Here is a 23,566-nt window from a genome sequence, read left to right on the forward strand (position 1 = left end):
CCAGACCATGTCACCCTTCGCCCAGGCCCGACGCATCGTCGTGAAGATCGGCTCCGCCCTGCTCGTCGAGCGGGGGGAGCCGCGGGCCGTCTGGCTCGACAGCCTTGCCGCCGATATCGCCGCGCTGAAGGCGCGGGGCGTCGAGGTCGTCGTCGTTTCCTCGGGGGCCCAGGCGCTGGCCCGCGGCAAGCTCGGCCTCACGCGCAAGGTGCTGCGGCTGGAGGAGAAGCAGGCCGCCGCCGCCGTGGGGCAGATCCGCCTCGCGGGTTCCTGGGACGCGGCGCTCGCGGCGCATGGGCTGCGCGCCGCGCAGCTGCTGCTGACGCTGGAGGATACCGAGGACCGCCGCCGCTACCTCAATGCGCGTGCGACGCTGGCGACGCTGGCCGAGTTCGGCTGCGTGCCGGTCATCAACGAGAACGACACCGTTACGACCGCCGAGATCCGCTTCGGCGACAATGACCGCCTCGCCGCGCGCGTGGCGGCGATGATCTCGGCCGATGCGCTGATCCTCTTCTCCGATATCGACGGGCTCTACACGGCCGATCCGCGCAAGGATCCGAAGGCGGAGCATCTGCCGGTCGTCGAGCGCCTGACGGACGAGATCATGGCCATGGGGGGCGATCCCCCGCCCGGCTATTCCTCCGGCGGCATGCGCACCAAGCTGATCGCGGCGCGCATCGCGACCGATGCCGGCTGCTCCATGGCCATCGCGCTGGGCGCCGCCCCGCATCCGCTGAAGCGGCTGGAGGCGGGCGAGCGCTGCACCTGGTTCCTGCCCTCACCCGAGGGCCGCACGGCGCGCAAGCGCTGGATCGGCGGCTCCCTGCTGCCGCACGGCACGCTTACGGTCGATGCCGGCGCGGCGCGGGCGCTCCATCGCGGCGGCTCCCTGCTGCCGGCCGGCGTGCGGGCGGTGACGGGCGATTTCTCGCGCGGGGACCCGGTGAGCGTGCGGGACGAGGCGGGGCGAGAGCTCGCGCGCGGCCTCTCCGCCTACGACGCGGCGGACGCGGCGCGCATCGCCGGCCATCGCAGTGCCGAAATCGAGGCGCTCCTGGGCTGGCGCGGGCGCGACGAGATCATTCATCGCGACGACCTCGTCCTCACCGAGCCCGCCGCGGAAAAGGAAGACTGACGCATGTTCGATGCCGTGCTGATGGGCCTCGTGGAGGGGCTGACCGAGTTCCTGCCCATCTCCTCCACCGGTCACCTGATCCTGCTGGGCGAGCTGCTGGGCTTCCAGGGGCCGCCAGGCAAGGTCTTCGAGATCTCGATCCAGCTCGGGGCGATCCTCGCGGTCATCGTCGTGTTCTGGCGCAAGCTGCTCGATGTCGCGGTGAACATGTGGCGGCCGCGCTCGCCGCAGCGTTACTTCGCGCTGAACATCCTGCTGGCCTTCCTGCCGGCGATGGTGATCGGCGGCGCCCTGCACGGCACGATCACCTCGCTGCTGTTCAACCCCTATGTGGTCTGCGTGGCGCTGATCCTGGGCGGCGTCGCGATCATCGCGATCGAGCGCGCCATGCCGAACCCCAGCATCCATTCCGTGCCGGAGATCGGCCCGCTCGCCGCCGTGCTGATCGGCTTCGGTCAGGCGCTGGCGATGATCCCGGGCACCTCGCGCTCGGGCGCCACGATCATCACGGCGCTGCTCTGCGGCGTGGACCGCAAGACGGCGGCGGAGTTCAGCTTCATCCTCGCCATCCCGACCATGCTCGCCGCCACGGCCTATTCGCTGCTGAAGGCGCGGCACGAGCTTTCCTTCGACGGCATGTCGCAGATCGCCATCGGCTTCGTCGTCGCCTTCGTGGTGGCGCTGGTGACGGTACGCTGGGTGCTTTCCGTCATTGGCCGCATCGGCTTCACGCCCTTCGGCTGGTACCGCATCGCGCTCGGCGTGCTGATGCTGGCGGTGCTGCTGATCGGCTGATGGGGCAACCCGGCCGCCGCCGGGGCGTTTCTCCGGCGACCGCCTCCATGCCGAGGCGGTGCGCCACATTCCGAACGTGGCCGACGGACGCGCAGACGCGTGTCCGCCCCCAGCTTCGAAAGGAGAAACCCCATGCGGAAGATTTCCTGGATCTATGCGGCCCTCGGCACGATCGCCATCGCCGCCCCGGCCTTCGCGCAGACGCAGCCCATGTCGCCGATGCACCGCAGCGCTGACCCGGCGATGACGGAGATGCAGCGGGAGCGCGGCAATCCCGGAACGCCGTCGGTCACCCACCAGAACCAGGTGGGCCGTGCGGCCGACGCCATGGGCGCCGAGGGCGTGCATGACTGGCTGAACCAGGCGAAACTCGCCATCAACCGCGGCCAGCTGGGCCAGGCCAACGAGTTCCTGGAACGCGCGGAATCCCGCCTGCTGACGCGCAGCACCGAGCCCGTCCGCGCGGGCGAGCCGAGCGCGCAGCCCCGCGTGGCCGCGATTTCCAGCGCCCGTGAGGCGCTGCGCCAGCGCAACCGCAGCGAGGCGGTTCGCCAGATTGACGTGGCGCTCGGCGCCGGCTGATCCGGCTTCCCGGAATGAAGAAGGGGAGGGCACGCGCCCTCCCCTTTTGCATGTTCAGGCGTTGAGCGGCGTCAGACGCTCTCGACGCACATCGCGACGCCCATGCCGCCGCCGATGCACAGCGTGGCCAGGCCCTTCTTGGCGCCGCGGCGCTGCATCTCGTAGAGCAGCGTCGTCAGCACGCGCGCGCCGCTGGCGCCGATGGGATGGCCGAGCGCGATGGCGCCGCCATTCACGTTCACCTTCGACGTATCCCAGCCCATGTCCTTGTTCACGGCGCAGGCCTGCGCGGCGAAGGCCTCATTGGCCTCAATGAGGTCGAGGTCGCCGACCGTCCAGCCCGCCTTCGCCAGCGCCTTGCGGCTCGCCGGGATGGGGCCCGTGCCCATGATCGAGGGATCCACGCCCGCCGTCGCCCAGGAGACGATCTTGGCCAGCGGCTTGATGCCGCGCTTCTTCGCCTCATCGGCCGACATCACCACCAGCGCGGCCGCGCCGTCGTTGATGCCCGAGGCGTTGCCGGCCGTGACCGTACCGTCCTTCGCGAAGGCGGGGCGCAGCTTGGCCAGCACCTCGGCCGTCGTCTCGGGCTTCGGATACTCGTCGGCCTCCACCACCACGTCGCCCTTGCGGCCCTTTACCGTGACGGGAGCGATCTCGTCCTTGAATCGGCCGGCCTTCTGCGCGTCGCCCGCCTTCTGCTGCGAGGCCGCGGCGAAGGCGTCCTGCTCGGCGCGGGTCAGCTGGAATTTCTGGGCCACGTTCTCGGCCGTGTTGCCCATGTGATAGCCGTGGAACGCATCCCACAGCCCGTCCTTGAGCATCGTGTCGGTGAATTCGAGGCTGCCCATCTTCTGGCCGCCGCGCAGGTTCTGCGCGTGCGGCGCCTGGCTCATGCTCTCCTGCCCGCCCGCGACGACGATCTTGGCATCGCCGGTCGCGATCTGCTGGGCGGCGAGCGCCACGGCGCGCAGGCCCGAGCCGCAGAGCTGGTTGATGCCGAAGGCGGTCCGCTCGACGGGGATGCCGGCGTTCACGGCGGCCTGGCGGGCCGGGTTCTGCCCGGCATTGGCGGTGAGGATCTGGCCGAGGATCACCTCGTCCACATCGGCGGCGGCGACGCCCGCGCGGCTCAGCGCGGCCTCGATGGCGACGCGGCCGAGCTCATGGGCGGGAAGGCTGGCGAAGGCGCCGTTGAAACTGCCGACCGGCGTGCGCGCGGCCGAAGCGATGACGATGTCAGTCATGGGTCCACTCCCCGGGGAATTCCTCGACTCATCGCATGTGGGGCGGGACGGCGTCGAGTCGAGCGACAGACGATACATTGCGACGCATGAAATCCGCCGGCCGGGGCGGATAGGCTGCCCGCTCCACTCGGAGGAGCATGCTATGCCATCCATGGTGATCCACGACCGGCGCCTCAGCGGACAGACGCCGGCCTACTACAACTTCGTCATGCAGGTGAACGACAAGACGTCGATCCACCACATCGTCGAGGTGGTGGCGAGGCGGGCGCGGCAGGTCCGCAAGCTCGACCGGCTTCATATCCTCTGCCACGGCTATGAGGGCCATTCCGACCTGGGTTCCGGGATGACCATCCCCACCGCCCATGGGGGCTTCGGCCTGCAGCTTGGGCGCGAGGGGCTCAACCTCTTCAACTATGGGCTGACGAGCCGGTGGAAGGGGCTGGTGGACGAGATCGTCGTCTTCGCTTGCGCGCCGGCGGAAACCTACCAGGGCAATATCGGCACGCGCGCGGATGGAAGGCGGTTCTGCGGCTATCTCGCGCTGACGACCGGCGCGCGGGTGATCGCAGGACAGGACACGCAATACTACAACGACACCTCGGGGCCGATCGACTTCGGCGCCTGGGAAGGGCCGGTCTTCGAGTTCTCCGACACCAATCCCGAGGGCTCGCGGATCCTCGATCCCTCCTCCTACCGGGTGCAGCGGGACCGCGCGAGCGCGGCCTAGAGCGGCTGGCACGGCTGATTCACGGCCTCGGCGATACCACCGCCTCGGCGGATCAGACGCCAGCGATCCAGTCGCGCAGGGGCCGCCACAGCGCGGCCTCGGCACTCTGGCCCGCCACCATGCCGATATGCCCCGCCGGCACCAGATGCACGGCGGCGGCCGGCAGCGCGGCCGCCAGCGGCAGGGCGGAGGGCGGCGGCACGATACGGTCGCGCGCGGGCACGGCGACGAAGGCCGGCCCCCGCCAGTCCCGCGGCCGTACGGGCAGCCCCGCCACGGCCCATTCGCCGCGTCCGGGCGTATTCTCGCCATACCAGCCGCCGAGCGTCTCCCGCGCCACGGGGGCGGCCAGCGGCACGCCATCATTCAGCCAATCCTCCAGCGCCACGAAGCGGCGGGCCCGCGCGCTCGTGGGGTCGAGGCGCGAGAAGGCTCGGAATTTCTCGGGGATGGCGTAGGGGTCGAGCATCGCGAAGAGGCTCTGCAGCATGTCCACGCCGAGCGCGCCCATCGGCTCCATCATCGGCTCCAGCCCGGGCAGCAGGCGGGAAAGGCCGCGCGCCTGCGGGTCGGCGGCGAAATCCCAGGGCGTCGCCAGCAGCGCGAGCGCCGAGACGCGGTCGGGCCGGCGCAGCGCGGCGGCGAGCGCCAGCAGCCCGCCCATGCAATAGCCCGCGAGCGCGAGGCCCGGCGGCGCGGCGAGGATCGCGCGCTCCAGCCGTCCGGCGATGTGGTCGGTCAGCGTGAAGCGGCGCTCGGCCTCGCCTGGCCAGCCCCAGTCGAGCAGCAGCGGCCGCACGCCGTTCGCCGCAAGCCACCGCATCATCGAGCCGCCCTCGTCGAGGTCCAGCACATAGGCGCGGTTCACGAGGGAGGGGACGAACAGAACGGGCCGGCCCGTGCCGCCGAAATCCAGCAGCCGCGCGGAGCCCTCTCGCCAGAGCACGGGCGGGTCCGGCAGGTCGCGCGCATGGGGATGGCGGCGATAGGCGGCGAGGCCGCGGAGCAGCGCCGCATCCTGCCGCCAGAGGCGCCGAAGCACGGCGGCGCGGAAATGCTCAGGGCTTGCGGCGGGTCCGAGGCTTGCGAGGGCGCGGGCGATCCTCTCCGCCTCCTGCCGCCCCGCCTTCGAGCGTGGCCAGGCGGCGTTCCAGCTCGGCCAGCCGGGCGCGAAGCTGCTCCACATCGGGTCCGTCACCGAGGGGCTTGGCCCCGGGAGGAGCGGCTGGAACGCCAGCGCCGCCATCCCGCGCGCCGCCCCCAGCAGGAGATGCAGCGGCAGCGGGCGCGGGCCGCGGCGGCTCCTCATCGGGCCCGCGCCACTTCATGGCGGCGGCCAGATGCGCCGATTGCGCGCGCCAGAACGCGGCCATGAGCGCGACCGATGCCGCCCAGGATTCGGCCAGCTCCGCATCCTGGCCGAGCGCGGCGAGCTCGCTCTCCCAAAGCGCGATCCAATCGGCGGCGAGCCGTTCGATATCCTCTGGCTGGTCCATTCATGCCCGTGATTGCATCTCACACCGGTCGCGTGAAGTTGTCGCATCCCGTGGCGCCCGTGCTACGCTCGCTGGGAAGCAAACGCCATAGTGGGGACGCCAAATGCCCGATCAGACGGCCGAAACGAAATCAGGCCCACCGCCGGTCGTGGTGAAGAAGTACGCGAACCGTCGTCTCTACAACACGGAAAGCAGCAGCTACGTCACGCTCGAGGATCTCGCGCAGATGGTGCGCCTGGGACGGGATTTCGTGGTCTATGACGCCAAGTCGGGCGACGACATTACCCGTTCCGTTCTGACCCAGATCATCGTCGAGGAGGAATCCAAGGGCAGCCACCTGCTGCCCGAGAGCTTCCTGCGCCAGCTCATCGGCTTCTACGGCGACAGCCTGCAGGGCGTGATCCCGCGCTACCTCGAAGCGACAATGACCGGCTTCGCCCGCCAGCAGGAGGAGATGCGCCGCGGCATGGAGCAGGCGCTGCGCCCCTTCAGCCTGGAGGAGATCGGCCAGCGCAACATGCAGATGATCGAGCGGGCGATGAGCTTCTTCACGCCCTTCCAGCCCGGCGCCCCCGGACGCAGCGAGGTCGAGGTGCTGCGCGCCGAGAATGCCGAGCTGAGGGCCGAGCTCGCGGCCCTCAGGCAGAAGGGCTGACGCTGCCGGGATCGGTGTTGCCGCCGCAGACCAGGATGCCGACACGGGCATCGCGGGGCAGCGTCCAGAGCCCGGAGAGAAGTGCCGCGAGAGCCGTGGCGCCGCCGGGCTCCGCCACCACCCGCACCGTTTCCCATAGCATGCGCTGGGCCTCCCGGATGGCGCCGTCGGGCACCAGCACGGGCGTGAGCCGGCCCGCGGCGTGAAGCTCGGCCGCCAGCGGGAACATGAGGCCGCCGACCTGCCGCGCGCCCAGGCTATCCGCCGCCACGCCCCCCACCGGCGCGGGCACGGGCCGGCCCGCCGCCAGCGCGGCGTGCAGGCAGGGGCAGCCCTCGGGCTCCACGGCCACGAGCTGCGCGCCGTTCGCCCGGTGCCAGGCCGCGATGCCGCCCAGCAGCCCACCGCCGCCCACCGCCACCAGAAGATGCGTGAGGCCGGGCGACTGCTCCTCCCATTCCAGCGCCAGCGTGCCCTGGCCCGCCAGCACCTCCGGCTGGTCATAGGCATGGACCATGAGCGCGCCGGTCTCGGCCGCGCGCGCCTCGCTGGCCAGGCGGGCCTCGTCATAGGTCGCGCCGCCGACCACGAGATGCGCGCCGAAGGCGCGGATGCGCGCGCGCTTGGCCTCGGCCGAAATCTCCGGGACGAAGATTTCCGCGCGCAGGCCGAGGGCCTGCGCCGCGGCCGCCACGGCCACGCCGTGATTCCCGCCCGAGGCGGCGATGACGCCAGCCGGCCCCGCGCCCGCGGCGCGGATTCGATGGAAGGCGCCCCGGGGCTTGAAACTGCCGGCGAGCTGCAGGAGTTCCAGTTTCAGGAGGCCCCAGCCCGGAATGCCGATGACGGGCGTGCGGCGGATGTCGGCGGTGATGCGGCGCGCGGCATTCGTGATAAGGATTCGATCAGGAAGCATGATTTTCCCTGTGGCGCGGTTGCACTTTCAAGCGAGCCCCATTCCTGCCATAAAGTAATCTGTTGAAACATTTTGGCAGCCCGGATGCTTCAGCACGCAAGCTGTGCAGCTTTGGACGGCGAGGCGGTTTTGATCCTTGCTCCCCCGGGCGGCGGCAAGTCGGATTTGCTCCTGCGCCTGATGGCGAGGGGCTGGAGTCTCGTCGCGGATGATCAGGTGATGCTCGAAAGCGATCAAGGCCGCCTCATGGCCGCGCCGCCCGCCGCCCTGGCGGGGCGCATGGAGGTCTTCGGCCTTGGGCTGGTGGGCGGCCTCGCCTGGCGCGCGGCGCCCCTGCGCCTGGTGGCCCGGATCGCGGCGCGGGCCCAGATCGCGCGCCTGCCCTTGCCGGCGACCTGGCAGGCGCTGGGCGTCTCCGTGCCGCTGCTCAGCCTCGACGCCGCCGCGCCCTCCGCGCCGGAGGTTCTGTCCATGGCGCTGGGCGCGCTGACGGGGCGCGTGACGATGCATTGCGGAGCCTTCGCCGCGTGACGGTGGAATCCCGGCCATTCGTGCTGGTCACGGGCATGTCCGGCGCCGGCAAGGCGTCGATCCTGCGGGCGCTCGAGGATCTGGGCTTCGAGTCGGTGGACAACCCGCCTCTCGCCATTCTCGGCGCCCTGGTCGAGGAAAGCTTCGGGCCGCTCGCGGTCGGGATCGACGCGCGCACCCGCGGCTTCGACGCGCAGGAGGTGCTGGCCGCGCTGGCGCGCCTCAAGGCCGAGCCCGGTATCGTCCCGAGCCTCGTCTTCGCCACGGCGGAAGAGGACGTCCTGCTCCGCCGCTACACCGAGACGCGCCGCCGCCACCCTCTCGCGCCGGGCGGTCCGCTCGGCAGCCGTGTGCAGGACGGCATCGCGCGGGAGGCCGCGCTCCTGGCACCGCTGCGCGAGGCGGCGGAACTGGTGCTCGACACCTCGCACCTCCCGCTCCCCGATCTGCGCCGCATGATCGAGAGCCGTTTCCGGCCGGAGGGGGCGCCCGGCCTGGCGATCCATGTCCAGTCCTTCGCCTTCCCCAAAGGATTGCCGCGCGAGGCCGACCTGGTCTTCGACCTGCGCTTCCTGGCCAACCCGCATTACGACCCGGTCCTGAAGCCCCTGACGGGACGTGACGCGGCGGTCGCCGAATATGTCGCGGCGGATCCTGATTTCGCTGGATTCTGGACCCGCCTGACCGGCTTCATCGAGCCCCTGCTGCCGCGCTACGTGGCCGAGGGGAAGAAGTACCTGACCATCGCCCTCGGCTGCACAGGCGGGCGGCATCGTTCCGTTTTTGTCACGGAAAAGTTAACAGCCCATCTCCGGCAGCAGGGCTGGCGTGCGGATCTGACACATCGGGAATTGACCCCGACACATGATATGAGCACCGCGCCGGCGGCCCCCCCAACCCGCACCGCGCACCCCGAACCCCCCGATCACGACAAGGCCGTCAAAAGCCCCTCCATGACGATGACTGCGAATACCCCATCATGATTGGCCTGGTGCTCGTCACTCATGGCCGCCTGGCGCTCGAGCTGCGCCACGCCATGGAGCACGTCGTGGGCCCCCAGAAGGCGGTCGCGACCGTCTGCATCGGCCCCGAGGACGATCTCGAGAACCGGCGCGCGGATATCAGCGCGCGCATCGCGGATGTCGACCAGGGCGACGGCGTCGTGCTGCTCACCGACATCGCCGGCGGGACGCCGTCGAACCTCGCCTTCTCGCTCTGCGACCACAAGAACGTGGAGGTGATCGCGGGCGTGAATTTGCCGCTGCTCGTGAAGCTCGCGAAGATCCGCGGCAGCGAGCCGCTGGCCGAGGCGGTCGACCATGCCGCCAAGGCCGGGCGCAAGTACATCACCGCCGCGGCCGACCTGCCGATGAACGGCGCTGCCGTCCTGCCGAAACCCCCCGAGAACGGACACGACACATGAACGAATGGCCCACGGAAGAGGGCTATAACCCCCATATCCACGCCGCCCCCGCGCCGGTGGAAGAGGGGTGCGGCTGCGGCGGCGACGGGCTGGTGCTGAAGCGCACCCTGACCATCGTGAACAGCCGTGGCCTGCACGCGCGCGCGGCCGCCAAGCTCGTTGCGCTGGCTGAGCGTTATTCCGCCTGCCTGACCCTCAGCCGGGCTGGGCAGACGGTGCCCGCCTGTTCCATCATGGGGCTCATGATGCTGGGCGCCGGAAAGGGAAGCGAAGTGACGCTGGAGGCTGAGGGTTGGGACGCGCGCGAGGCGCTGGATGCGGTAGCCGGGCTGATCGAAGCCGGCTTCCATGAAGACTGAGGGCAGCGGCAAGCCCGAATCCCGGCCCGCCGAAGGGCCGCGACGCCCGAGCCGCGCGCTCGTCCGTGCCGAGCAGAAGCTGCGCGGCATCCCGGTTTCGCCCGGCATCGTCATCTCGACGATCTACGACACGACGGAGGAGCCCGCCGAGGCGCCCCGCCGCCGCATCGCGGCCGACCAGGTCGAGACGGAGCGCACGCGCCTCACCGACGCCGCCGCCCTTTCGCGCAAGCAGGTCGGCAAGCTCAAGACCCGGCTCTCCGTCCTGCCCGAGGAAGCCCAGGCCGAGCTGGAGCCGCTGCTCGACGCCTATATCCTCATGCTGGGGAATTCGCGCCTGTTGCGCGGCGCGCGCAAGCGTATCGGCGACGAGCTGCTGGCGGCCGAGACCGCCGTGCAGGACGAGGCCGAGGCCATCGCCGCCGCCATTCTCGCGACGAAGGACGACGACAAGGCCGGGCTGAACCGCCGCGCCGCCGAGGTGCGCGAGATCGGGCGGCGCCTGACGCGCAACCTGCTGGCCACGCCTTTCCGCAGCCTGAAGGACGTGCCGCCGGGCGCCATCCTCATCTCCGACGAGCTGACGCCGGCCGATGCCGCGCTGCTGGAGCCCGGCCGCGTGGCCGGCGTGGCGACCGAGGAGGGTGGTGCGGACGGCCACACGGCCATCATGCTGCGCGCCCTCGGCATCCCCGCCGTGCTGGGCTGCCACGGGCTAACGGCCGCCGCCCGGCGTGGCGACCCGGTGGTGCTGGACGGCACCACGGGCGCGCTCACGCTGCATCCGGGGCCCGAGGCGCTGGCCGCCGCCAAGGAGGGCCTCGCCGCCCAGGCGAAGGAGCGCACGCGCCTCTCCAAGCTGCGCCGCCTGCCCGCCGAGACGACCGACGGCCAGCAGGTGGAGCTGCAGGCCAATCTCGAGATCCCGGCCGAGCTGCCGCTGATCGCCGCCGCGGGCGCTGTCGGCATCGGCCTGCTGCGGACCGAGTTCCTCTTCATGAACCGCGAGGATCTGCCCGACGAGGACGCGCAGGTGCAGGCCTATCGCGGCATCGTGGAGGCGATGGGCCAGGATCCCGTGACCATCCGCGTGCTCGACTGGGGCGGCGAGAAGGATATGGAGGCGCTGGCCGAAGGCGTGCCGGTGCCGACGGGCCCGAACCCCGCGCTCGGGCTGCGCGGCATCCGGCTGCTGCTCAAGAAGCCGGACCTTCTGGAGGAGCAGTTCGCCGCCATCCTGCGCGTCGCGACGCTCGGCCAGGTTCGGATCCTGCTGCCGATGGTGACCGTGCCCTCGGAAGTGGCGCAGGCGCGCGAGATCTACGAGCGCGTCGCGCGCCGACTGCGCCGGCGCGGCGACAGCATCCCCGACAAGCTGCCGCCGCTCGGCGCCATGATCGAGACGCCGGGCGCCGCGCTGGCCGCGGACGCCATCGCGCTGGAGGCGGATTTCTTCGCGATCGGCACGAACGACCTCGCCATGTACACGCTGGCGGTGGACCGCGCGGAGATCGACGTCGCCCATCTTTACGACCCGCTGCACCCCGCGGTGCTGCGCCTGATGCAGTTCGCGACCGAAGCCGCGCTGCGCCTGCGCATGCCCGTCTCGGTCTGCGGCGAGATGGCGGGGAACCCGAAGCTGGTGCCGCTGCTGCTCGGCCTCGGGCTGCGCACGCTCTCGATGAATGCGAGTTCGGTGCCGCGGGTGAAGCAGGCGATCCGCAGCCTCAACATCGACGACTGCGCCCGCTTCGCCCGGCGCGTGATGGAACAGAGCGACCCGGCGAGGATCGCCCAGCTCGTCGAGCGCTTCAGCGCGAAGTAGTCAGCTCCGGATCGGCGCGGGCGGCGGCAGGGGCGGCGGCTCCGCGGGCCGCGCCTGTTCCGCCTTTTCCAGCAGCTCCCGCAGGCCGAGGCCCCAGGCCGCCACGCTCTGCATGAATGGTAGGATCGGCACGTCGAGGAACCGGACCCTCTCCGGCGTGAAGATGTAGAGCGTGCCGGACATGGGCGCGGGCGAGCCTGGCACGAAGACCACGAGCCGCCCGTCCGCGAACTCCTCCGTCACGATTGCGGGGCACCAGCCCTCCTCGATCGAGGCGAGGGCGGGGCGCATTCCCTTGCCCTTCCCGGTGGCGAGCAGCCCCTCGCCGGTGACGACCTTCGCCAGCCGGTAGCCGGGAATGCGATCGAAGATCGAGCCCTCGAGGAAGCGGCGCATGCGCCTTCCCGGCGCGGAGCTGACCAGCAGCCCCACCACCAGCAGCAGCACCACCCCCAGCAGGACGGCCGCGACCAGCGGATGGACATAGCCGGGAGCGACCGTATCGGCCGCGGCCGCGAGCCGGCGGACGATCGCGATGACAAGCAGCGCCACGGCGCCCAGCGGGACGACGACCATCGCCCCCTCCGTCAGGATCGTGAGCAGCCGCCTCATCTTGCACTCCCAGGGATTCGACGTCGCGAGTATCGGGGGCGCGGTTTTGAAAGGCGAGGGCCTAGGGCGCCTCGCGCTCCAGCACGCGCACCACCTCGGCCGCATGCTCGCGCAGGTCGCGCGTCACCGCGGCGCGGGCGTCGGCGGCATTGTGCGCGTGCATGGCCTTCAGCCAGGCGGCGTGCGGATGCCGCTCGGCGGAGGTCTGGCGCGGCACGCTGAAGAGCAGGTTGATCGTCGGCCCCACCTGCACCCAGAGGCTCTCGACCACGCGCTGCAGCACGGGCATGCGGGCGATGGAGATGACGCCGAAATGGAAGCGCTCATTCTCCAGCAGCACCGTGCGCGCATCGAGCCGGAAGCGGGCCTCGATGAGCCGCTGCTGAACGGCTTCCAGCATCTCGATCTGCGCGGGGGTCGCGAGCTCCGCGGCACGGGCGGCGGCGCGGCCCTCCAGCTCCACGCGCAGCTCCATGATCTCGGAGTAGCGGTCGACGGCGAGGCGCGGCACCCAGGCGATGCCGCGCCCGTCCAGCTCCAGCGCGCCCTCGGAGACGAGGCGCAGCAGCGCCTCCCGCACCGGGGTGGGGCTGACGTTGAGCTCCTTGGCGAGCAGCCGGTGAACCAGCCGCTCCCCGGGCACGAGTCGCCCGGCCACCAGCGCGCCACGCAGGCGGCGGTAGACCTTCTCCGCAAGCGTGTCCTCGCGGTCGACCGGTTCGAATTCGAAGTTGTCCATCCGCGCTGATTCTCCGCGAGGCAGGGTTGACCCGTCAAGCGACATCAAGTTTGTTATTGCAAACACCAACACCAACTAGGAGGAAAGCGCCGATGCCCGATGGCTCTGCTACCCCGAATGCGACCGTTGCCCTTCGCCTGGCCGAGGCCTTCGCCCGCCACGGCGTGACGACCACCTTCGGCCAGAGCCTTCCCTCGGCCTTCCATCTCGCCGCGCCCAATGCCGGCATCAGCCAGACCGTCTACCGTCAGGAGAACATGGGCGGCACGATGGCCGACGGCTATGCGCGCATCTCGCACAAGGTCGGCGTCGTCACCGCGCAGAACGGCCCCGCGGCGACCCTGCTGGTCCCGCCGCTGGCCGAGGCGATGAAGGTCTCCATCCCCGTCATCGCGCTGGTCCAGGAAGTGACGCGCGACGCGGTGGACAAGAACGCCTTCCAGGAGCTGGACCACGTCAAGCTCTTCGAGGGCGTGGCGAAGTTCGTGCGCCGCATCGACCGCGCCGACCGCCTGGAAGACTACGTGGACATGGCCTTCACGGCCGCGACCTCGGGCCGCCCCGGCCCCGCCGTGCTGCTGCTGCCGGCCGACCTGCTGCTGGAGAAGGCGGCCGCCGCCTCGCACCGCCGCGCCAACCTCGGCACCTTCCCGCTGGACCGCACGCTGGCCGATCCGAAGCGCATCGAGGAGGCCGCGGCCCTGCTCGCCCAGGCCGAGCGCCCGGTGATCATCGCCGGCGGCGGCATCCACATTTCCGACGCGGCGCAGGAGCTGGCCGCGCTGCAGCAGGACGGCCACCTGCCCGTCGCCACCACCTTCATGGGCAAGGGCAGCGTCGACGAGACGCATGCGCTCTCCATCGGCGTGGTCGGCAACACCATGGGTCTCGGCGCGCGCTCGCGTGACCTGAAGCCGCTCATCAGCGAGGCGGATGTCGTGCTGCTGGTGGGCAACCGCACCAACCAGAACGGCACGGACAGCTGGACGCTCTATCCGCGCAACGCCCGCTACATCCACATCGATCCCGATCCGTCGGAGATCGGCCGCAACTACGAGGCGCTGCGCCTGACGGGCGACGCCAAGCTGACGCTGGCCGCGCTGCGCGAGGCGATGCTGAAGCAGGACCTCAAGGCCCGCGCCGCCGCGCGCCCGGCCCTGGAGGCGACCATCGCCAAGGCCGTCGAGGGCTGGCGCAAGCTGGTCGCGGACGTGACCACGCGCGACGGCGGCCCGGTGCGCCCCGAGCGCGTCGCGACCGAGATCGACAAGCGCCTGCCGGCCGACGGCATCATGGTGGCCGACGCCTCCTACTCGTCGAACTGGATCAACATCTACATGACGGCGAAGCGCGCGGGTCAGCGCTTCCTCTCGCCGCGCGGCCTGGCCGGCCTCGGCTGGGGCGTGCCGCTCGCGATCGGCGCGCAGGTGGCCGCGCCGGGCAAGCGCGTGGTCGCGCTGGTGGGCGATGGCGGCTTCGGCCATTCCTGGGCCGAGCTCGAGACGCTGTTCCGCCTGCAGGTGCCGGTGACGGTGGTGGTGCTGAACAACGGCATCCTGGGCTTCCAGAAGCACGCCGAGGACGCGAAGTACGGCGACCACACCATCGCCTGCGACTTCGCCGACGTGGACCATTCGGCCATCGCGCGCGCCTGCGGCATCTCCGGCGTCCGCGTGACGCGCGGCGAGGATGTGGGCCCGGCGCTGGATGCCGCCTTCGCCTCCGGCAAGCCCGCGCTCATCGAGGTGCTGACGGATCCGAACGGCAAGCCGCCGCTGAACCTCTACAGTGGGCACTACCCGGAGCCGTTCTGAGCATGCTCGCCCTTCGCAAGACGGAGGCCGCCTTCGGCCTCCAGCTGCTCGACATCCCCGAGCCGGCCGCGCCCGGCCCGGGCGAGGTGCAGGTGCAGGTCGAGGCCTGCGGCATCTGCGGCAGCGACGTGCATGCCTATGAGTGGACGGACGGCTACCAGCACATCGTGCCGTACCTGCCGCTGACCATGGGGCACGAGTTCTCCGGCCGCATCGTGGCCGTGGGGCCCGGCGTCGCGATGGAGAAGGGCATGCGCGTCTCGGTGCATCCGCGCATCCAGCGCGGCGACGGCACCATTGCCTGGCCGGGCGACCCGCGCCAGCGCGGCGCGCGCCTCAGCCTCGGCCTCACCGCCGATGGCGGCTTCCAGCGGCTGCTGAACGTGCAGGCGGGCAATGCCCTGCCGCTGCCCGACGCGGTGGATGCGGAGCTCGGCGCGCTCGTCGAGCCGCTGGCGGTCGCGACGGAAGCGGTGCTTGTGGGCGATGTCGGCCTGGGCGACACGGTGCTGGTGCTCGGCCCCGGCACGATCGGCCAGGGCCTCGCGCTCATGGCGCGCGCCGCCGGCGCGGGCCGCGTGATCATCGCCGGGCGCGGCGACGCGCCGCGCTACGACGTGCTGCGCCAGCTCGGCTTCCACGACATCGTGGATGTGGGCGAGGGGCCGCTCGGCGAACAGGTGCTGAAGATCACGGGCGGCAAGCCGGTGGACGTGGTGCTGGAGGCGACGGGCTATCCGCCGTCGATCACCGATGCGCTGCCCGTGCTGAAGCGCGAGGGCGTGCTGGTGGCGGCGGGCATCCATGCCGCTCCGCTGACGCTGCCGCTCACGGTCTTCGTGCGGAACCGCCATCAGCTCCGCGCCTCGCACGGCTCCGAGCATCGCACGTGGGAGCGCGTGATCGCGCTGCTGGCGCGCGATCCGGAAGCCTATCGCCCGATGATCACCCACCGACTGCCGCTCGACCGCGGGCTGGAGGGCTTCGAGCTCTCGCGCCAGCGGGCGGCGAGCAAGGTCATCCTGATGCCGTGATGCCGGACGGCACGCGGCAAGGGGAAGGAACGAAAAGAATGACGGAACAGAATGCGGGGCGCGTCGCGCTCGTCACGGGCGCGGCCCGCGGCCTGGGTGCCGCCATTGCGCGGCGCCTCGCCGCGGCGGGCCATCCCGTCGTGCTGGCCGACGTGCTGGACAAGGTGGACGAGACCGCCGCCTCCATCGCCGCGGCGGGCCATCAGGCCCGCGCCATCCGCCTCGACGTCGCGGACGAGGGTGCGATCCGCGCGCTGCCGCAGGTGCTGGGCGATTGGTGGCCGAAGCTCGGCGTGCTGGTGAACAATGCCGGCATCTCGCCCAAGGTCGATGGCCGCAAGCGCATGGTCGAGGACATGCCGACCGAGGAGTGGCGCCGCGTCCTCGACGTGAACCTCACCGGGCCGTTCATGCTCTCGCGTGAGGCCATTCCCGTCATGAAGAAGAACGGCTGGGGCCGCATCGTGATGATGACGAGCCAGGCCGCGCGCGTGGCGAGCACCATCACCGGTTCCTACTACGGCGCGTCCAAGACGGGCCTGATGGGCTTCGCGCGCAACCTCGCCGCGGAGCTCGGTCCGCACGGCATCACGGTGAACAGCGTGGCGCCGGGCCGCATCAATTCCGACATGGTGGCCGGCGCCGCCCCGGGCATGAACGAGGCCTTCCTGGCCCGCATCCCGCTCGGCCGCCTCGGCGAGCCGGAGGAGGTGGCGGAGGTCGTCCACTTCCTCGCTTCCGACGCCGCCGGATACCTCACCGGCACGACCATCGACGTGGGCGGCGGCAGCTACATGCCGTAGCCCCTGCGAGCATCTTCACGCATCCGGACGATCATCCGGATGCGGCCTGCTCCAGCCGCGCGCCCGCGCGCACGAGTTTCAACACCGGAGGAAAACCACATGCAACGCCGTACTCTCCTCGCCGCCGGCGCCGCCGTCATCGCCGCGCCGCAGATCGCCCGCGCCGCCGCGTGGCCCGAGCGCGAGATCACCGTCATCGTGCAGTACGGCGCGGGCGGCTCCACCGACGTCTCCACGCGCGCCATCGCCTCCGAGGCGGAGAAGATCCTCGGCGTGCCGGTGCAGATCGTGAATCGCCCCGGCGGGCAGGGGACGGTCGGCGTGCAGCAGATCGCGGCCGCGCGGCCGGATGGCTACACGATCGGCACCACGGGCCTCGCCGGCCTTGCCATCGCGCCGCACATGCTGGACGTGAGCTACACCAACGACAGCTTCACCTTCCTGCCGTCCTTCGCGCGCTACCTCTACGGCATCGCCGTGCGCGCGGAATCGCCGCACCAGACGATCCAGGACCTGGTGAACGCCGCGAAGACGCGCCGCACGACCTTCGGTGCCACGGGCGCGCCGAACAACATCGGCATGTTCGACATCGCCCGCCTGACCGGCGCGCGCTTCCAGTTCGTGCCCTTCGGCTCGGGCGCCGAGGCGGTGACGGCGGCGCTCGGCGGCCATGTGGACGCGGTGATCCAGAACCCGCCCGAGATGCTGCCCGCGCTGCAGTCCGGCCGCCTGCGCCTGCTGGCCTCCGGCAGCGCCCAGCGCTGGAAGGAATTCCCCAACGTCCCGACGCTGCGCGAGCAGGGCATCGATGTCCTGGTGGATTCCATGATCGGCCTCATCGGCCCCAAGGGCATCCCCGAGGACCGCGCCGCCATCCTGACGCGCGCCTTCACCGAAGCCGCGCAGAAGCCGGCCCTGGGCGAGATCCTGGAGCGCTTCGGCATGGTCTCCTCGCTCATGACGCCGCAGCAGTTCGAGCAGTCGGTGCGCGAGGCGCATGACCGCTTCGGCCCGCAGCTGCGGGAAGCCGGCTTGGCGCGTCGTCGGTAAGCGCATGACCCGTACCGCGCGCCTCGTCGCCCTGGGCGGCCTTCTCTTCGCCATCCTCGGTTGGTTCGAGGCCGCGAAGCTCGACAGCTGGGGCTGGGACGGCCCCGGCCCCGGCCTGCTGCCGCAGGTGCTCTCGGTGCTCTTCGGCATCGTGGCCCTCGCGGTCCTTGCATGGCCGGGCGACCCTACCGTGGAGCCGGAAGGCGGGGAGGCGCCCTGGCGCAACCGCACTTTCCTGGCCTACGGCATCGCCATGCTGGGGGTCGCGATCACGCTGCCCTATCTCGGCTTCATCCTGCCCATGGTGGTGGGCACGGTGGTGATGCTGCGCTTCGGCGAGCGCACCTCCTGGTTCCAGGCCGTGCTCTACGGCGTCCTGCTGACGGCCGGCATCACGCTCATCTTCGGCACGGCGCTGGGCGTGCCCTTCCCCTCCGGCGTGGCGGAACGGGTTCTTTATTCCTTCGGACTGCTGAGGGGCGCGTAAGCCATGATCGACGGTCTCCTGCACGGCTTCGCCATCCTCTCGACGTGGCAGAACCTCACCCTCTGCCTCATCGGCGCCTTCCTGGGCACGGTGGTCGGCGTTCTCCCCGGCCTCGGCCCGGCGACGACGATCGCGCTGCTGCTGCCCATCACGCTGAAGCTGGACCCGACGGGCGCGATCATCCTGCTCGCCGGCATCTACTACGGCGTCGCCTATGGCGGCACGCTGACCTCGGTGCTCATGCGCATTCCGGGCGAGGCGTCATCCGTCGTCACCTGCATCGACGGCTACGAGATGGCGCGCAAGGGGCGCGCGGGCGCCGCGCTCGGCATCGCGGCCATCGGCTCCTTCTTCGCGAGCACGGTGGGCATCCTGGGCGTCATGCTGCTCTCGCCCATCCTGGCGGAGCTGGTGATCGCCTTCGGGCCCTGGGAATACGCGGCGCTGATGCTGGCGGGGCTTTCGCTCATCGCTTTCTTCGCGGCCTCGGGCCTGGCGAAAGCGGGGCTGATGGCGCTGCTCGGCCTGCTGCTCGGCACGGTGGGGCTCGACCCCATCTCCGGCACGCCGCGCTTCACCTTCGGCATCAACGAGCTGGTGGACGGCATCAACATCACGCCGCTGGCCCTCGGCCTCTTCGGCCTGTCGGAGCTGCTGTACCTGGCGCTGGTGAAGGACACGAAGGCCGAGATCCTGCGGCCGCCGAGCTCCCTCCTGGGCTTCATGCCCAACAAGGAGGAAGCGAAGCGTTCCGTGGCGCCGGTGCTGCGCGGCTCGGTGCTCGGCTTCCTGGTGGGCCTGCTGCCGGGCGGCGGCGCGGTGCTGGCCTCCTTCCTTTCCTATGCCGTGGAGAAGCGGCTGGCGAAGAATCCGGAGGAGTTCGGCAAGGGCGCGGTGGAAGGCGTCGCGGGGCCTGAGGCGGCGAACAATTCCGGCACGGCCGGCGCGTTCATCCCGCTGCTGACGCTCGGCATTCCGTCCAACGCCGTCACGGCGCTGCTGCTGGGCGCGCTGCTGATCCATGGCGTGCAGCCGGGCCCGATGATCCTGGAGCGCCAGCCCGAGATCTACTGGGGCGTCATCGCCTCCATGTATCTCGGCAACTTCATCCTGGTGATCCTGAACCTGCCGCTGGTCGGCCTCTTCGTGAAGGCGCTGCTCATTCCGCGGCGGTTCATGGCGGCGGCGATCCTCGGCATCTGCGTCATCGGCGTCTATTCCAGCAACCTCGCGGCGTTCGACGTGATGCTGGCGGTGGGCTTCGGCCTGCTGGGCTTCGTGCTGCGGCGCGGCGGCTTCGACCTTGGGCCGCTGATCCTGGCCTATGTGCTGGGACCGACCTTCGAGCGTTCGCTGCGGCAGGGCCTGCTGATCTCCGACGGCGATTTCTCGATCCTGCTGGAGCGGCCGATCGCGTTGGGCTTCATCGTGGCCGCGGCGCTGACGCTGTCGGCGGCGGTGCTGCTGAAGAATCGCGCGCGGGTGGCGGACTGACCGGCCTTCGGCCCGAGGCTTAGCCTCGGGCCGCGAGCGCGAAGCCAAACGGCTGGAGGCCGTGCCCGGCCTTTGAGGGTATCAAAAGAGAGTTGTCACAATGTCGGCCCACTCCGTGTCCAACGGGTAAGTGGGCCGACGCTTTCCGGCGCGGCGGTACCAGTAGTCCGCATTGCTCAGGTCGCCTTCCTTGCGGTGCAGATAGGCATGCACCCAGGCGCCCTCCTCCGTCTCGACGGATTGCGCGAATTCATGGGCGCGCTGCCAATCGCCCTTGAAATCCCACCACAGCGCGGCGAGCGGGGCGGAAAGCCCCGCATCGTCCTCGCGTGCCTTCAGGGCTGCCGCATCCATTCGCTTCTCCGTCAATGCGATGCGCTGTGCCGCCCCCGGATCCCCCGCCGCCGCATGGGCGCGCAGCGCGGCGTATCAGTTATCCGGCTGCTCGGTCTTCACTCGCGCGAGCTTGGTCTCTACCAGCGCCGCGAGCGCGCCCGCCCCGTAGGGGATTGCGGCATCGTTGAAGTCGAAGCTGGGGTTGTGGACTTCGGCCGTGTCGCCATTGCCGACGACCATGTAGGCGCCCGGGCACTTCTCCAGCATGTAGGCGAAATCCTCGCCGCCCATCACGGCCGGGAACTCGCGCTTCACGCCCGCCTCGCCGACCATCGCGGCCGCGGCGTCGCCGAGCGCCACCGCTTCCATCGCGTCGTTGATCAGCGGCGTGGTGATGACGCGGAAGTCGAGCTCCGCCTTGCCGCCGAGGCCGGCCGCGACACCTTCGCTGATGGCGCGCATGCGGTCCTCGACGAGCTTCATGATCTCGTTCGAGAAGGCGCGCACGGTGCCCCCGAGACGCACCTCGTTGGGAATGACGTTGTAGGCATTGCCCGCGTCGAAGCGCGTGATGCTGAGGACGGCGCGCTCCACCGCCGGCACGTTGCGGGCGACCACGGATTGCAGCGCCTGCACGATGGCGGCGCCCATCACCACGGGATCGAAGGTCGCTTCCGGACGGGCGCCATGGCCGCCCTTGCCGGTGACGATGATGTCGTAGAAGGCGACGCCCGCCATCATCGGGCCGGGGCGCAGGCCGTACTCGCCCACGGGCAGGCCGGGGCGGTTGTGCAGGCCGAAGACCGCGTCGCAGGGGAAGCGCTCGAACAGCCCGTCCTCCAGCATGGCGAGCGCGCCGCCCGCGCCCTCCTCGCCAGGCTGGAAGATGAGGTGGACGGTGCCGTCGAAGTTCTTGGTTTCCGAAAGGTACTTGGCGGCCGCGAGCAGCATGGTCGTGTGCCCGTCATGGCCGCAGGCATGCATCTTGCCGGGCACGGTGCTGGCATGGGCGAAGCCGTTGGCCTCGGACATGGGAAGCGCGTCCATATCGGCGCGCAGGCCGATGCGGCCCTGGCCGTTGCCGTTGCGGATCACGCCCACGACGCCGGTCTGGCCCACGCCCGCATGCACCTCGATCCCCATGGCCTTCAGCTTCTCGGCCACCAGGGCGGCGGTCCGATGCTCCTCCAGGCCCAGCTCGGGATGGGCATGGATGTCGCGGCGGATGGCGGTGAATTCATCCTGCCACTGGGCGATGTGCTCGACGGGATTGGCCACGGAAGTCCTCGTTGCGATGGTGCCGGCAGTTTCGCGCCATCGGGCCGGCCGCGCAACGTCAGGGAGGGGCCACCTTCTGGTCGATCGCGCCGAAGAGGCTCCGGCCGGCGGCATCCAGCATCTCGATCCGGATGGTATCGCCGTGGCGCATGAAGGGCGTCAGGGGCGCTCCCGTCTCGATGGTCTCGTACATGCGAAGTTCGGCGATGCAGGCGTAGCCGAGGCCGCCATTCGCCACCGTCGAGCCATGCAGCGAGCCCTGCTTGTTGGAAACGGTGCCGGAGCCGACGATGGTGCCCGCGCCCAGCGCCCGCGTCCGCGCCGCATGGGCGATGAGGGTCGGGAAGTCGAAGGTCATGTCGGTGCCGGCATCGGGCTTGCCGAAGGCGATGCCGTTCAGCGTGCAGTGCAGCGCGCCGGAGAGCTTGGCTCCGTCCCAGCCGGCGCCCGCCTCGTCGGGCGTCACGCAGACCGGCGAGAAGGCGGAGGCGGGCTTGCCATGGAAGAAGCCGAAGCCCTTGGCCAGCTCGCCGGGGATGACGTTCCGCAGCGAGACGTCGTTGGTGAGCATCAGCAGGCGGATCGAGGAAGCGGCCTGGCCGCGCGTCGCGCCATAGGGCACATCGCCGGTGATCACGCAGATCTCGCCCTCGAAGTCGCAGCCCCAGGCCTCGTCTCCGAGGGGGATCGGGTCGCGCGGGCCGAGGAAGCCGTCGCTGCCGCCCTGGTACATCAGCGGGTCTGTCCAGAAGCTCGGCGGCATCTCCACGCCACGCGCGCGGCGGACGAGCTCGACATGGTTCACATAGGCCGAGCCGTCGGCCCATTGATAGGCGCGGGGCAGGGGGCTGGCACAGGCCGCCGGGTCGAAGGGCGCGCCGGCGGTGGCGCCGGATTCCAGCGCCTCCCATTCCGCGCGCAGCGCGGGCAGCACCGAATCCCAATCATCCAGGGCCGCTTGCAGCGTCCTCGCGGCCGCGGCGGGCGCGGAGCGCGAGAGGTCGCGCGACACCAGGAGGAGGCGCCCGTCGCGCCCCTCCTTCAGCGAAGCGAGCTTCATTCGGCGGCCTTCGCTTCCGGCTTCACGCGCCAGGAATAGGCGTAGTCCTGCCACTCCACGCGCTTGGCCCATTCGCCCGTCTCCAGCGCGTCGCGCGTGTCGAGCATGACGGCGTACTCGTCGGTGGCGGCCTTCTTGGGCGTGAAGGCATTGCCCAGCGCCTTGGGGTGCGGGCCGTGGGTGAAGCCGCAGGGGTGCAGCGTCATCATGCCGGCATGGATGTTGTCGCGGCTGAAGAAGTCGCCCGCGTGATAGAACAGCACCTCGTCGTAGTCGTCGTTATTGTGGAAGAAGGGCACCTTCAGCGCGCCGGGATCCGTCTCGAAGGGGCGCGGCGCGAAGGTGCAGACGACGAAGCGGTTGGCGACGAAGGTCGTGTGCGCGCTGGGAGGCAGGTGATAGCGATGGCTCATCACCGGCCGGATATCCTCGACATTCAGCCGCACGGGCGAGAGGTCTCCATGCCAGCCGATCGCGTCGAGCGGGTTGAACGGATAGGTGACGGTGGAGAGCGCGTTGTTGCGCTTGATGCGCACCAGCGTCTCGCGCTCGCCCTGCTGGTCGCGGAAGGCCTCGTCGATCGCTGGCGTCTCCAGCATCGCGGGGTCGAACTGGGCGTGCTTGCCGAGGATACCGCGGTCCGGCAGCTGGTAGCTGCTGCCGGTCGCCTCGATGAGCAGGGCGGAGACCGGCTCGTCGCACTCGATGCGCCACATGGTGCTGCGCGGCAGCAGGATGTAGTCGCCCGCGCGGAAAGGCAGGTGGCCGTAGTCGCAGAAGAGGCGGCCGCGCCCGGTATGGATGAAGAGCAGCTCATCGCCATCCGCGTTGCGCGCCAGGTGGTCCATCGCGCGCGGCGCGCGCCAGAAGCGCAGGCGGCAATGCGCGTTGAAGAGGATCTCGGCCGCGTCCCAGGGGCTCGCCTGCTCGGCGTTGATCTGCGCCAGGTCGAAGGCGCGGGGGCGCAGGGGGCCGTCCCAATGCGTCCAGCCGGTGGGCGGATGCGCGTGGTACATGTGCGTGGCGGGACCGAAGAAGCCTTCCTTGCCCAGCTCCCGCTCGTAGCTGCCCTCGGGCAGGTCGGCATGCGCCTGGCGGGAGGTGAGGCCGGCACTGCGCGGAAAGGCGATGTACTGCTTGCTGGACATGGCGTTTCCTCCGCCTT

General features: G+C 70.6%; 26 protein-coding genes. 16 read left to right on the top strand and 10 right to left on the bottom strand.

What is annotated here, in order from left to right; genetic code table 11:
- Window positions 1-7: 7 nt before the first annotated feature.
- From proB to WJM96_RS03070, 3 genes are all read left to right on the top strand, one after another.
- Complete coding sequence (proB, locus tag WJM96_RS03060; RefSeq protein WP_424810948.1) at window positions 8-1,138, top strand: glutamate 5-kinase; 1,131 nt, start codon at window positions 8-10, stop codon at window positions 1,136-1,138.
- A gap of 3 nt (window positions 1,139-1,141) precedes the next feature.
- Complete coding sequence (locus WJM96_RS03065; protein ID WP_424810949.1) at window positions 1,142-1,933, top strand: undecaprenyl-diphosphate phosphatase; 792 nt, start codon at window positions 1,142-1,144, stop codon at window positions 1,931-1,933.
- A gap of 132 nt (window positions 1,934-2,065) precedes the next feature.
- Window positions 2,066-2,515: a hypothetical protein gene (locus tag WJM96_RS03070; RefSeq protein WP_424810950.1), complete on the top strand. Its 450-nt coding sequence runs from the start codon at window positions 2,066-2,068 to the stop codon at window positions 2,513-2,515.
- Window positions 2,516-2,586: 71 nt separating this feature from the next.
- Here WJM96_RS03070 and WJM96_RS03075 read toward each other — a convergent pair whose 3' ends face one another.
- Window positions 2,587-3,762 (bottom strand): acetyl-CoA C-acetyltransferase, encoded by a 1,176-nt coding sequence (locus WJM96_RS03075; RefSeq protein WP_424810951.1) that lies wholly within the window; start codon window positions 3,760-3,762, stop codon window positions 2,587-2,589.
- Between the two features lie 142 nt (window positions 3,763-3,904).
- Between WJM96_RS03075 and WJM96_RS03080 the strand changes: the two genes are divergently transcribed.
- On the top strand, window positions 3,905-4,489 hold the full coding sequence (locus tag WJM96_RS03080) for a hypothetical protein (protein ID WP_424810952.1): 585 nt from the start codon (window positions 3,905-3,907) through the stop codon (window positions 4,487-4,489).
- Window positions 4,490-4,541: 52 nt separating this feature from the next.
- Here WJM96_RS03080 and WJM96_RS03085 read toward each other — a convergent pair whose 3' ends face one another.
- Both WJM96_RS03085 and WJM96_RS03090 read right to left on the bottom strand, forming a co-directional pair.
- Window positions 4,542-5,531 (bottom strand): alpha/beta fold hydrolase, encoded by a 990-nt coding sequence (locus WJM96_RS03085; RefSeq protein WP_424810953.1) that lies wholly within the window; start codon window positions 5,529-5,531, stop codon window positions 4,542-4,544.
- Window positions 5,532-5,547: 16 nt separating this feature from the next.
- Window positions 5,548-5,985 carry a hypothetical protein gene (locus tag WJM96_RS03090; protein ID WP_424810954.1) on the bottom strand — a complete coding sequence of 146 codons (438 nt, stop codon included), beginning with the start codon at window positions 5,983-5,985 and terminating at the stop codon, window positions 5,548-5,550.
- 103 nt (window positions 5,986-6,088) lie between these two features.
- On the opposite strand from WJM96_RS03090, the gene phaR reads away from it, so the two are divergent.
- Window positions 6,089-6,640 carry a polyhydroxyalkanoate synthesis repressor PhaR gene (phaR, locus tag WJM96_RS03095; protein WP_424810955.1) on the top strand — a complete coding sequence of 184 codons (552 nt, stop codon included), beginning with the start codon at window positions 6,089-6,091 and terminating at the stop codon, window positions 6,638-6,640.
- Here phaR and WJM96_RS03100 read toward each other — a convergent pair.
- Window positions 6,624-7,556 (bottom strand): serine/threonine dehydratase, encoded by a 933-nt coding sequence (locus WJM96_RS03100; RefSeq protein WP_424810956.1) that lies wholly within the window; start codon window positions 7,554-7,556, stop codon window positions 6,624-6,626. The two genes, phaR and WJM96_RS03100, sit on opposite strands and share 17 nt — an antisense overlap.
- Window positions 7,557-7,640: 84 nt before the next feature.
- Here WJM96_RS03100 and WJM96_RS03105 point away from each other — a divergent pair, with 84 nt between their 5' ends.
- Genes WJM96_RS03105 through ptsP form a run of 5 tightly spaced genes read left to right on the top strand, consistent with a single transcriptional unit; the run spans window position 7,641 to window position 11,694 of the window.
- Window positions 7,641-8,087, top strand: coding sequence for an HPr kinase/phosphorylase (locus WJM96_RS03105; protein WP_424810957.1), 447 nt, complete (start codon window positions 7,641-7,643; stop codon window positions 8,085-8,087).
- Window positions 8,084-9,070, top strand: a complete 987-nt coding sequence (rapZ, locus tag WJM96_RS03110) for an RNase adapter RapZ (RefSeq protein ID WP_424810958.1) — start codon at window positions 8,084-8,086, stop codon at window positions 9,068-9,070. Before WJM96_RS03105 ends, rapZ begins: the two co-directional genes overlap by 4 nt.
- The gene (locus WJM96_RS03115) at window positions 9,067-9,510 is read left to right on the top strand and encodes a PTS sugar transporter subunit IIA (RefSeq protein ID WP_424810959.1); all 444 of its coding nucleotides are present in this window, start codon (window positions 9,067-9,069) and stop codon (window positions 9,508-9,510) included. The genes rapZ and WJM96_RS03115 overlap by 4 nt, the downstream gene beginning before the upstream one ends.
- A gap of 56 nt (window positions 9,511-9,566) precedes the next feature.
- Window positions 9,567-9,869, top strand: coding sequence for an HPr family phosphocarrier protein (locus WJM96_RS03120; protein ID WP_424811816.1), 303 nt, complete (start codon window positions 9,567-9,569; stop codon window positions 9,867-9,869).
- The gene (gene ptsP, locus WJM96_RS03125) at window positions 9,859-11,694 is read left to right on the top strand and encodes a phosphoenolpyruvate--protein phosphotransferase (protein WP_424810960.1); all 1,836 of its coding nucleotides are present in this window, start codon (window positions 9,859-9,861) and stop codon (window positions 11,692-11,694) included. Before WJM96_RS03120 ends, ptsP begins: the two co-directional genes overlap by 11 nt.
- Here the strand turns inward: ptsP and WJM96_RS03130 are convergent, their stop codons facing one another.
- Both WJM96_RS03130 and WJM96_RS03135 read right to left on the bottom strand, forming a co-directional pair.
- A complete protein-coding gene (locus WJM96_RS03130) occupies window positions 11,695-12,306 on the bottom strand; it encodes a hypothetical protein (RefSeq protein WP_424810961.1) in 612 nt (203 codons plus the stop codon).
- A 61-nt stretch (window positions 12,307-12,367) separates the two neighbouring features.
- Entirely contained in the window at window positions 12,368-13,045 is a 678-nt protein-coding gene (locus WJM96_RS03135) for a GntR family transcriptional regulator (protein WP_424810962.1), read from the bottom strand.
- A gap of 92 nt (window positions 13,046-13,137) precedes the next feature.
- Here WJM96_RS03135 and WJM96_RS03140 point away from each other — a divergent pair, with 92 nt between their 5' ends.
- The 6 genes from WJM96_RS03140 to WJM96_RS03165 all read left to right on the top strand — a co-directional run bounded on the left by WJM96_RS03140 (window position 13,138) and on the right by WJM96_RS03165 (window position 19,727).
- Window positions 13,138-14,859, top strand: coding sequence for an acetolactate synthase catalytic subunit (locus WJM96_RS03140; protein WP_424810963.1), 1,722 nt, complete (start codon window positions 13,138-13,140; stop codon window positions 14,857-14,859).
- 2 nt (window positions 14,860-14,861) lie between these two features.
- Window positions 14,862-15,893: a zinc-dependent alcohol dehydrogenase gene (locus WJM96_RS03145; protein ID WP_424810964.1), complete on the top strand. Its 1,032-nt coding sequence runs from the start codon at window positions 14,862-14,864 to the stop codon at window positions 15,891-15,893.
- A 38-nt stretch (window positions 15,894-15,931) separates the two neighbouring features.
- Window positions 15,932-16,696 (top strand): SDR family NAD(P)-dependent oxidoreductase, encoded by a 765-nt coding sequence (locus tag WJM96_RS03150; RefSeq protein WP_424810965.1) that lies wholly within the window; start codon window positions 15,932-15,934, stop codon window positions 16,694-16,696.
- Between the two features lie 99 nt (window positions 16,697-16,795).
- Window positions 16,796-17,746 carry a tripartite tricarboxylate transporter substrate binding protein gene (locus WJM96_RS03155; protein ID WP_424810966.1) on the top strand — a complete coding sequence of 317 codons (951 nt, stop codon included), beginning with the start codon at window positions 16,796-16,798 and terminating at the stop codon, window positions 17,744-17,746.
- A 4-nt stretch (window positions 17,747-17,750) separates the two neighbouring features.
- Window positions 17,751-18,233 carry a tripartite tricarboxylate transporter TctB family protein gene (locus WJM96_RS03160; protein ID WP_424810967.1) on the top strand — a complete coding sequence of 161 codons (483 nt, stop codon included), beginning with the start codon at window positions 17,751-17,753 and terminating at the stop codon, window positions 18,231-18,233.
- 3 nt (window positions 18,234-18,236) lie between these two features.
- On the top strand, window positions 18,237-19,727 hold the full coding sequence (locus WJM96_RS03165) for a tripartite tricarboxylate transporter permease (RefSeq protein WP_424810968.1): 1,491 nt from the start codon (window positions 18,237-18,239) through the stop codon (window positions 19,725-19,727).
- 81 nt (window positions 19,728-19,808) lie between these two features.
- On the opposite strand, the gene WJM96_RS03170 is transcribed toward WJM96_RS03165, so the two are convergent.
- The 4 genes from WJM96_RS03170 to WJM96_RS03185 form a co-directional block, all read right to left on the bottom strand.
- Window positions 19,809-20,081, bottom strand: coding sequence for a hypothetical protein (locus WJM96_RS03170; RefSeq protein ID WP_424810969.1), 273 nt, complete (start codon window positions 20,079-20,081; stop codon window positions 19,809-19,811).
- A 75-nt stretch (window positions 20,082-20,156) separates the two neighbouring features.
- Complete coding sequence (locus WJM96_RS03175) at window positions 20,157-21,341, bottom strand: M20 aminoacylase family protein (RefSeq protein ID WP_424810970.1); 1,185 nt, start codon at window positions 21,339-21,341, stop codon at window positions 20,157-20,159.
- 58 nt (window positions 21,342-21,399) lie between these two features.
- Complete coding sequence (locus tag WJM96_RS03180) at window positions 21,400-22,401, bottom strand: fumarylacetoacetate hydrolase family protein (RefSeq protein WP_424810971.1); 1,002 nt, start codon at window positions 22,399-22,401, stop codon at window positions 21,400-21,402.
- Window positions 22,398-23,549: a homogentisate 1,2-dioxygenase gene (locus WJM96_RS03185; RefSeq protein ID WP_424810972.1), complete on the bottom strand. Its 1,152-nt coding sequence runs from the start codon at window positions 23,547-23,549 to the stop codon at window positions 22,398-22,400. Before WJM96_RS03185 ends, WJM96_RS03180 begins: the two co-directional genes overlap by 4 nt.
- Between the last annotated feature and the right edge of the window lie 17 nt (window positions 23,550-23,566).

Origin of the sequence: Roseococcus sp. YIM B11640, from assembly GCF_049727625.1 — a bacterium.
GTDB lineage: Bacteria > Pseudomonadota > Alphaproteobacteria > Acetobacterales > Acetobacteraceae > Roseococcus.

What these genes read in the sequence shown, in the direction of transcription:
- WJM96_RS03070 (WP_424810950.1), top strand. Translation starts at nt 2,066, where the DNA reads ATGCGGAAGATTTCCTGGATCTATGCGGCCCTCGGCACGATCGCCATC.
- WJM96_RS03155 (WP_424810966.1), top strand. Translation starts at nt 16,796, where the DNA reads ATGCAACGCCGTACTCTCCTCGCCGCCGGCGCCGCCGTCATCGCCGCG.
- WJM96_RS03170 (WP_424810969.1), bottom strand. Translation starts at nt 20,081, where the DNA reads ATGGATGCGGCAGCCCTGAAGGCACGCGAGGACGATGCGGGGCTTTCC.
- WJM96_RS03160 (WP_424810967.1), top strand. Translation starts at nt 17,751, where the DNA reads ATGACCCGTACCGCGCGCCTCGTCGCCCTGGGCGGCCTTCTCTTCGCC.
- WJM96_RS03115 (WP_424810959.1), top strand. Translation starts at nt 9,067, where the DNA reads ATGATTGGCCTGGTGCTCGTCACTCATGGCCGCCTGGCGCTCGAGCTG.
- WJM96_RS03105 (WP_424810957.1), top strand. Translation starts at nt 7,641, where the DNA reads ATGCTTCAGCACGCAAGCTGTGCAGCTTTGGACGGCGAGGCGGTTTTG.
- WJM96_RS03180 (WP_424810971.1), bottom strand. Translation starts at nt 22,401, where the DNA reads ATGAAGCTCGCTTCGCTGAAGGAGGGGCGCGACGGGCGCCTCCTCCTG.
- WJM96_RS03140 (WP_424810963.1), top strand. Translation starts at nt 13,138, where the DNA reads ATGCCCGATGGCTCTGCTACCCCGAATGCGACCGTTGCCCTTCGCCTG.
- WJM96_RS03165 (WP_424810968.1), top strand. Translation starts at nt 18,237, where the DNA reads ATGATCGACGGTCTCCTGCACGGCTTCGCCATCCTCTCGACGTGGCAG.
- WJM96_RS03065 (WP_424810949.1), top strand. Translation starts at nt 1,142, where the DNA reads ATGTTCGATGCCGTGCTGATGGGCCTCGTGGAGGGGCTGACCGAGTTC.
- WJM96_RS03130 (WP_424810961.1), bottom strand. Translation starts at nt 12,306, where the DNA reads ATGAGGCGGCTGCTCACGATCCTGACGGAGGGGGCGATGGTCGTCGTC.
- WJM96_RS03075 (WP_424810951.1), bottom strand. Translation starts at nt 3,762, where the DNA reads ATGACTGACATCGTCATCGCTTCGGCCGCGCGCACGCCGGTCGGCAGT.
- WJM96_RS03100 (WP_424810956.1), bottom strand. Translation starts at nt 7,556, where the DNA reads ATGCTTCCTGATCGAATCCTTATCACGAATGCCGCGCGCCGCATCACC.
- proB (WP_424810948.1), top strand. Translation starts at nt 8, where the DNA reads ATGTCACCCTTCGCCCAGGCCCGACGCATCGTCGTGAAGATCGGCTCC.
- ptsP (WP_424810960.1), top strand. Translation starts at nt 9,859, where the DNA reads ATGAAGACTGAGGGCAGCGGCAAGCCCGAATCCCGGCCCGCCGAAGGG.
- WJM96_RS03090 (WP_424810954.1), bottom strand. Translation starts at nt 5,985, where the DNA reads ATGGACCAGCCAGAGGATATCGAACGGCTCGCCGCCGATTGGATCGCG.
- WJM96_RS03135 (WP_424810962.1), bottom strand. Translation starts at nt 13,045, where the DNA reads ATGGACAACTTCGAATTCGAACCGGTCGACCGCGAGGACACGCTTGCG.
- WJM96_RS03080 (WP_424810952.1), top strand. Translation starts at nt 3,905, where the DNA reads ATGCCATCCATGGTGATCCACGACCGGCGCCTCAGCGGACAGACGCCG.
- WJM96_RS03185 (WP_424810972.1), bottom strand. Translation starts at nt 23,549, where the DNA reads ATGTCCAGCAAGCAGTACATCGCCTTTCCGCGCAGTGCCGGCCTCACC.
- phaR (WP_424810955.1), top strand. Translation starts at nt 6,089, where the DNA reads ATGCCCGATCAGACGGCCGAAACGAAATCAGGCCCACCGCCGGTCGTG.
- WJM96_RS03150 (WP_424810965.1), top strand. Translation starts at nt 15,932, where the DNA reads ATGACGGAACAGAATGCGGGGCGCGTCGCGCTCGTCACGGGCGCGGCC.
- WJM96_RS03145 (WP_424810964.1), top strand. Translation starts at nt 14,862, where the DNA reads ATGCTCGCCCTTCGCAAGACGGAGGCCGCCTTCGGCCTCCAGCTGCTC.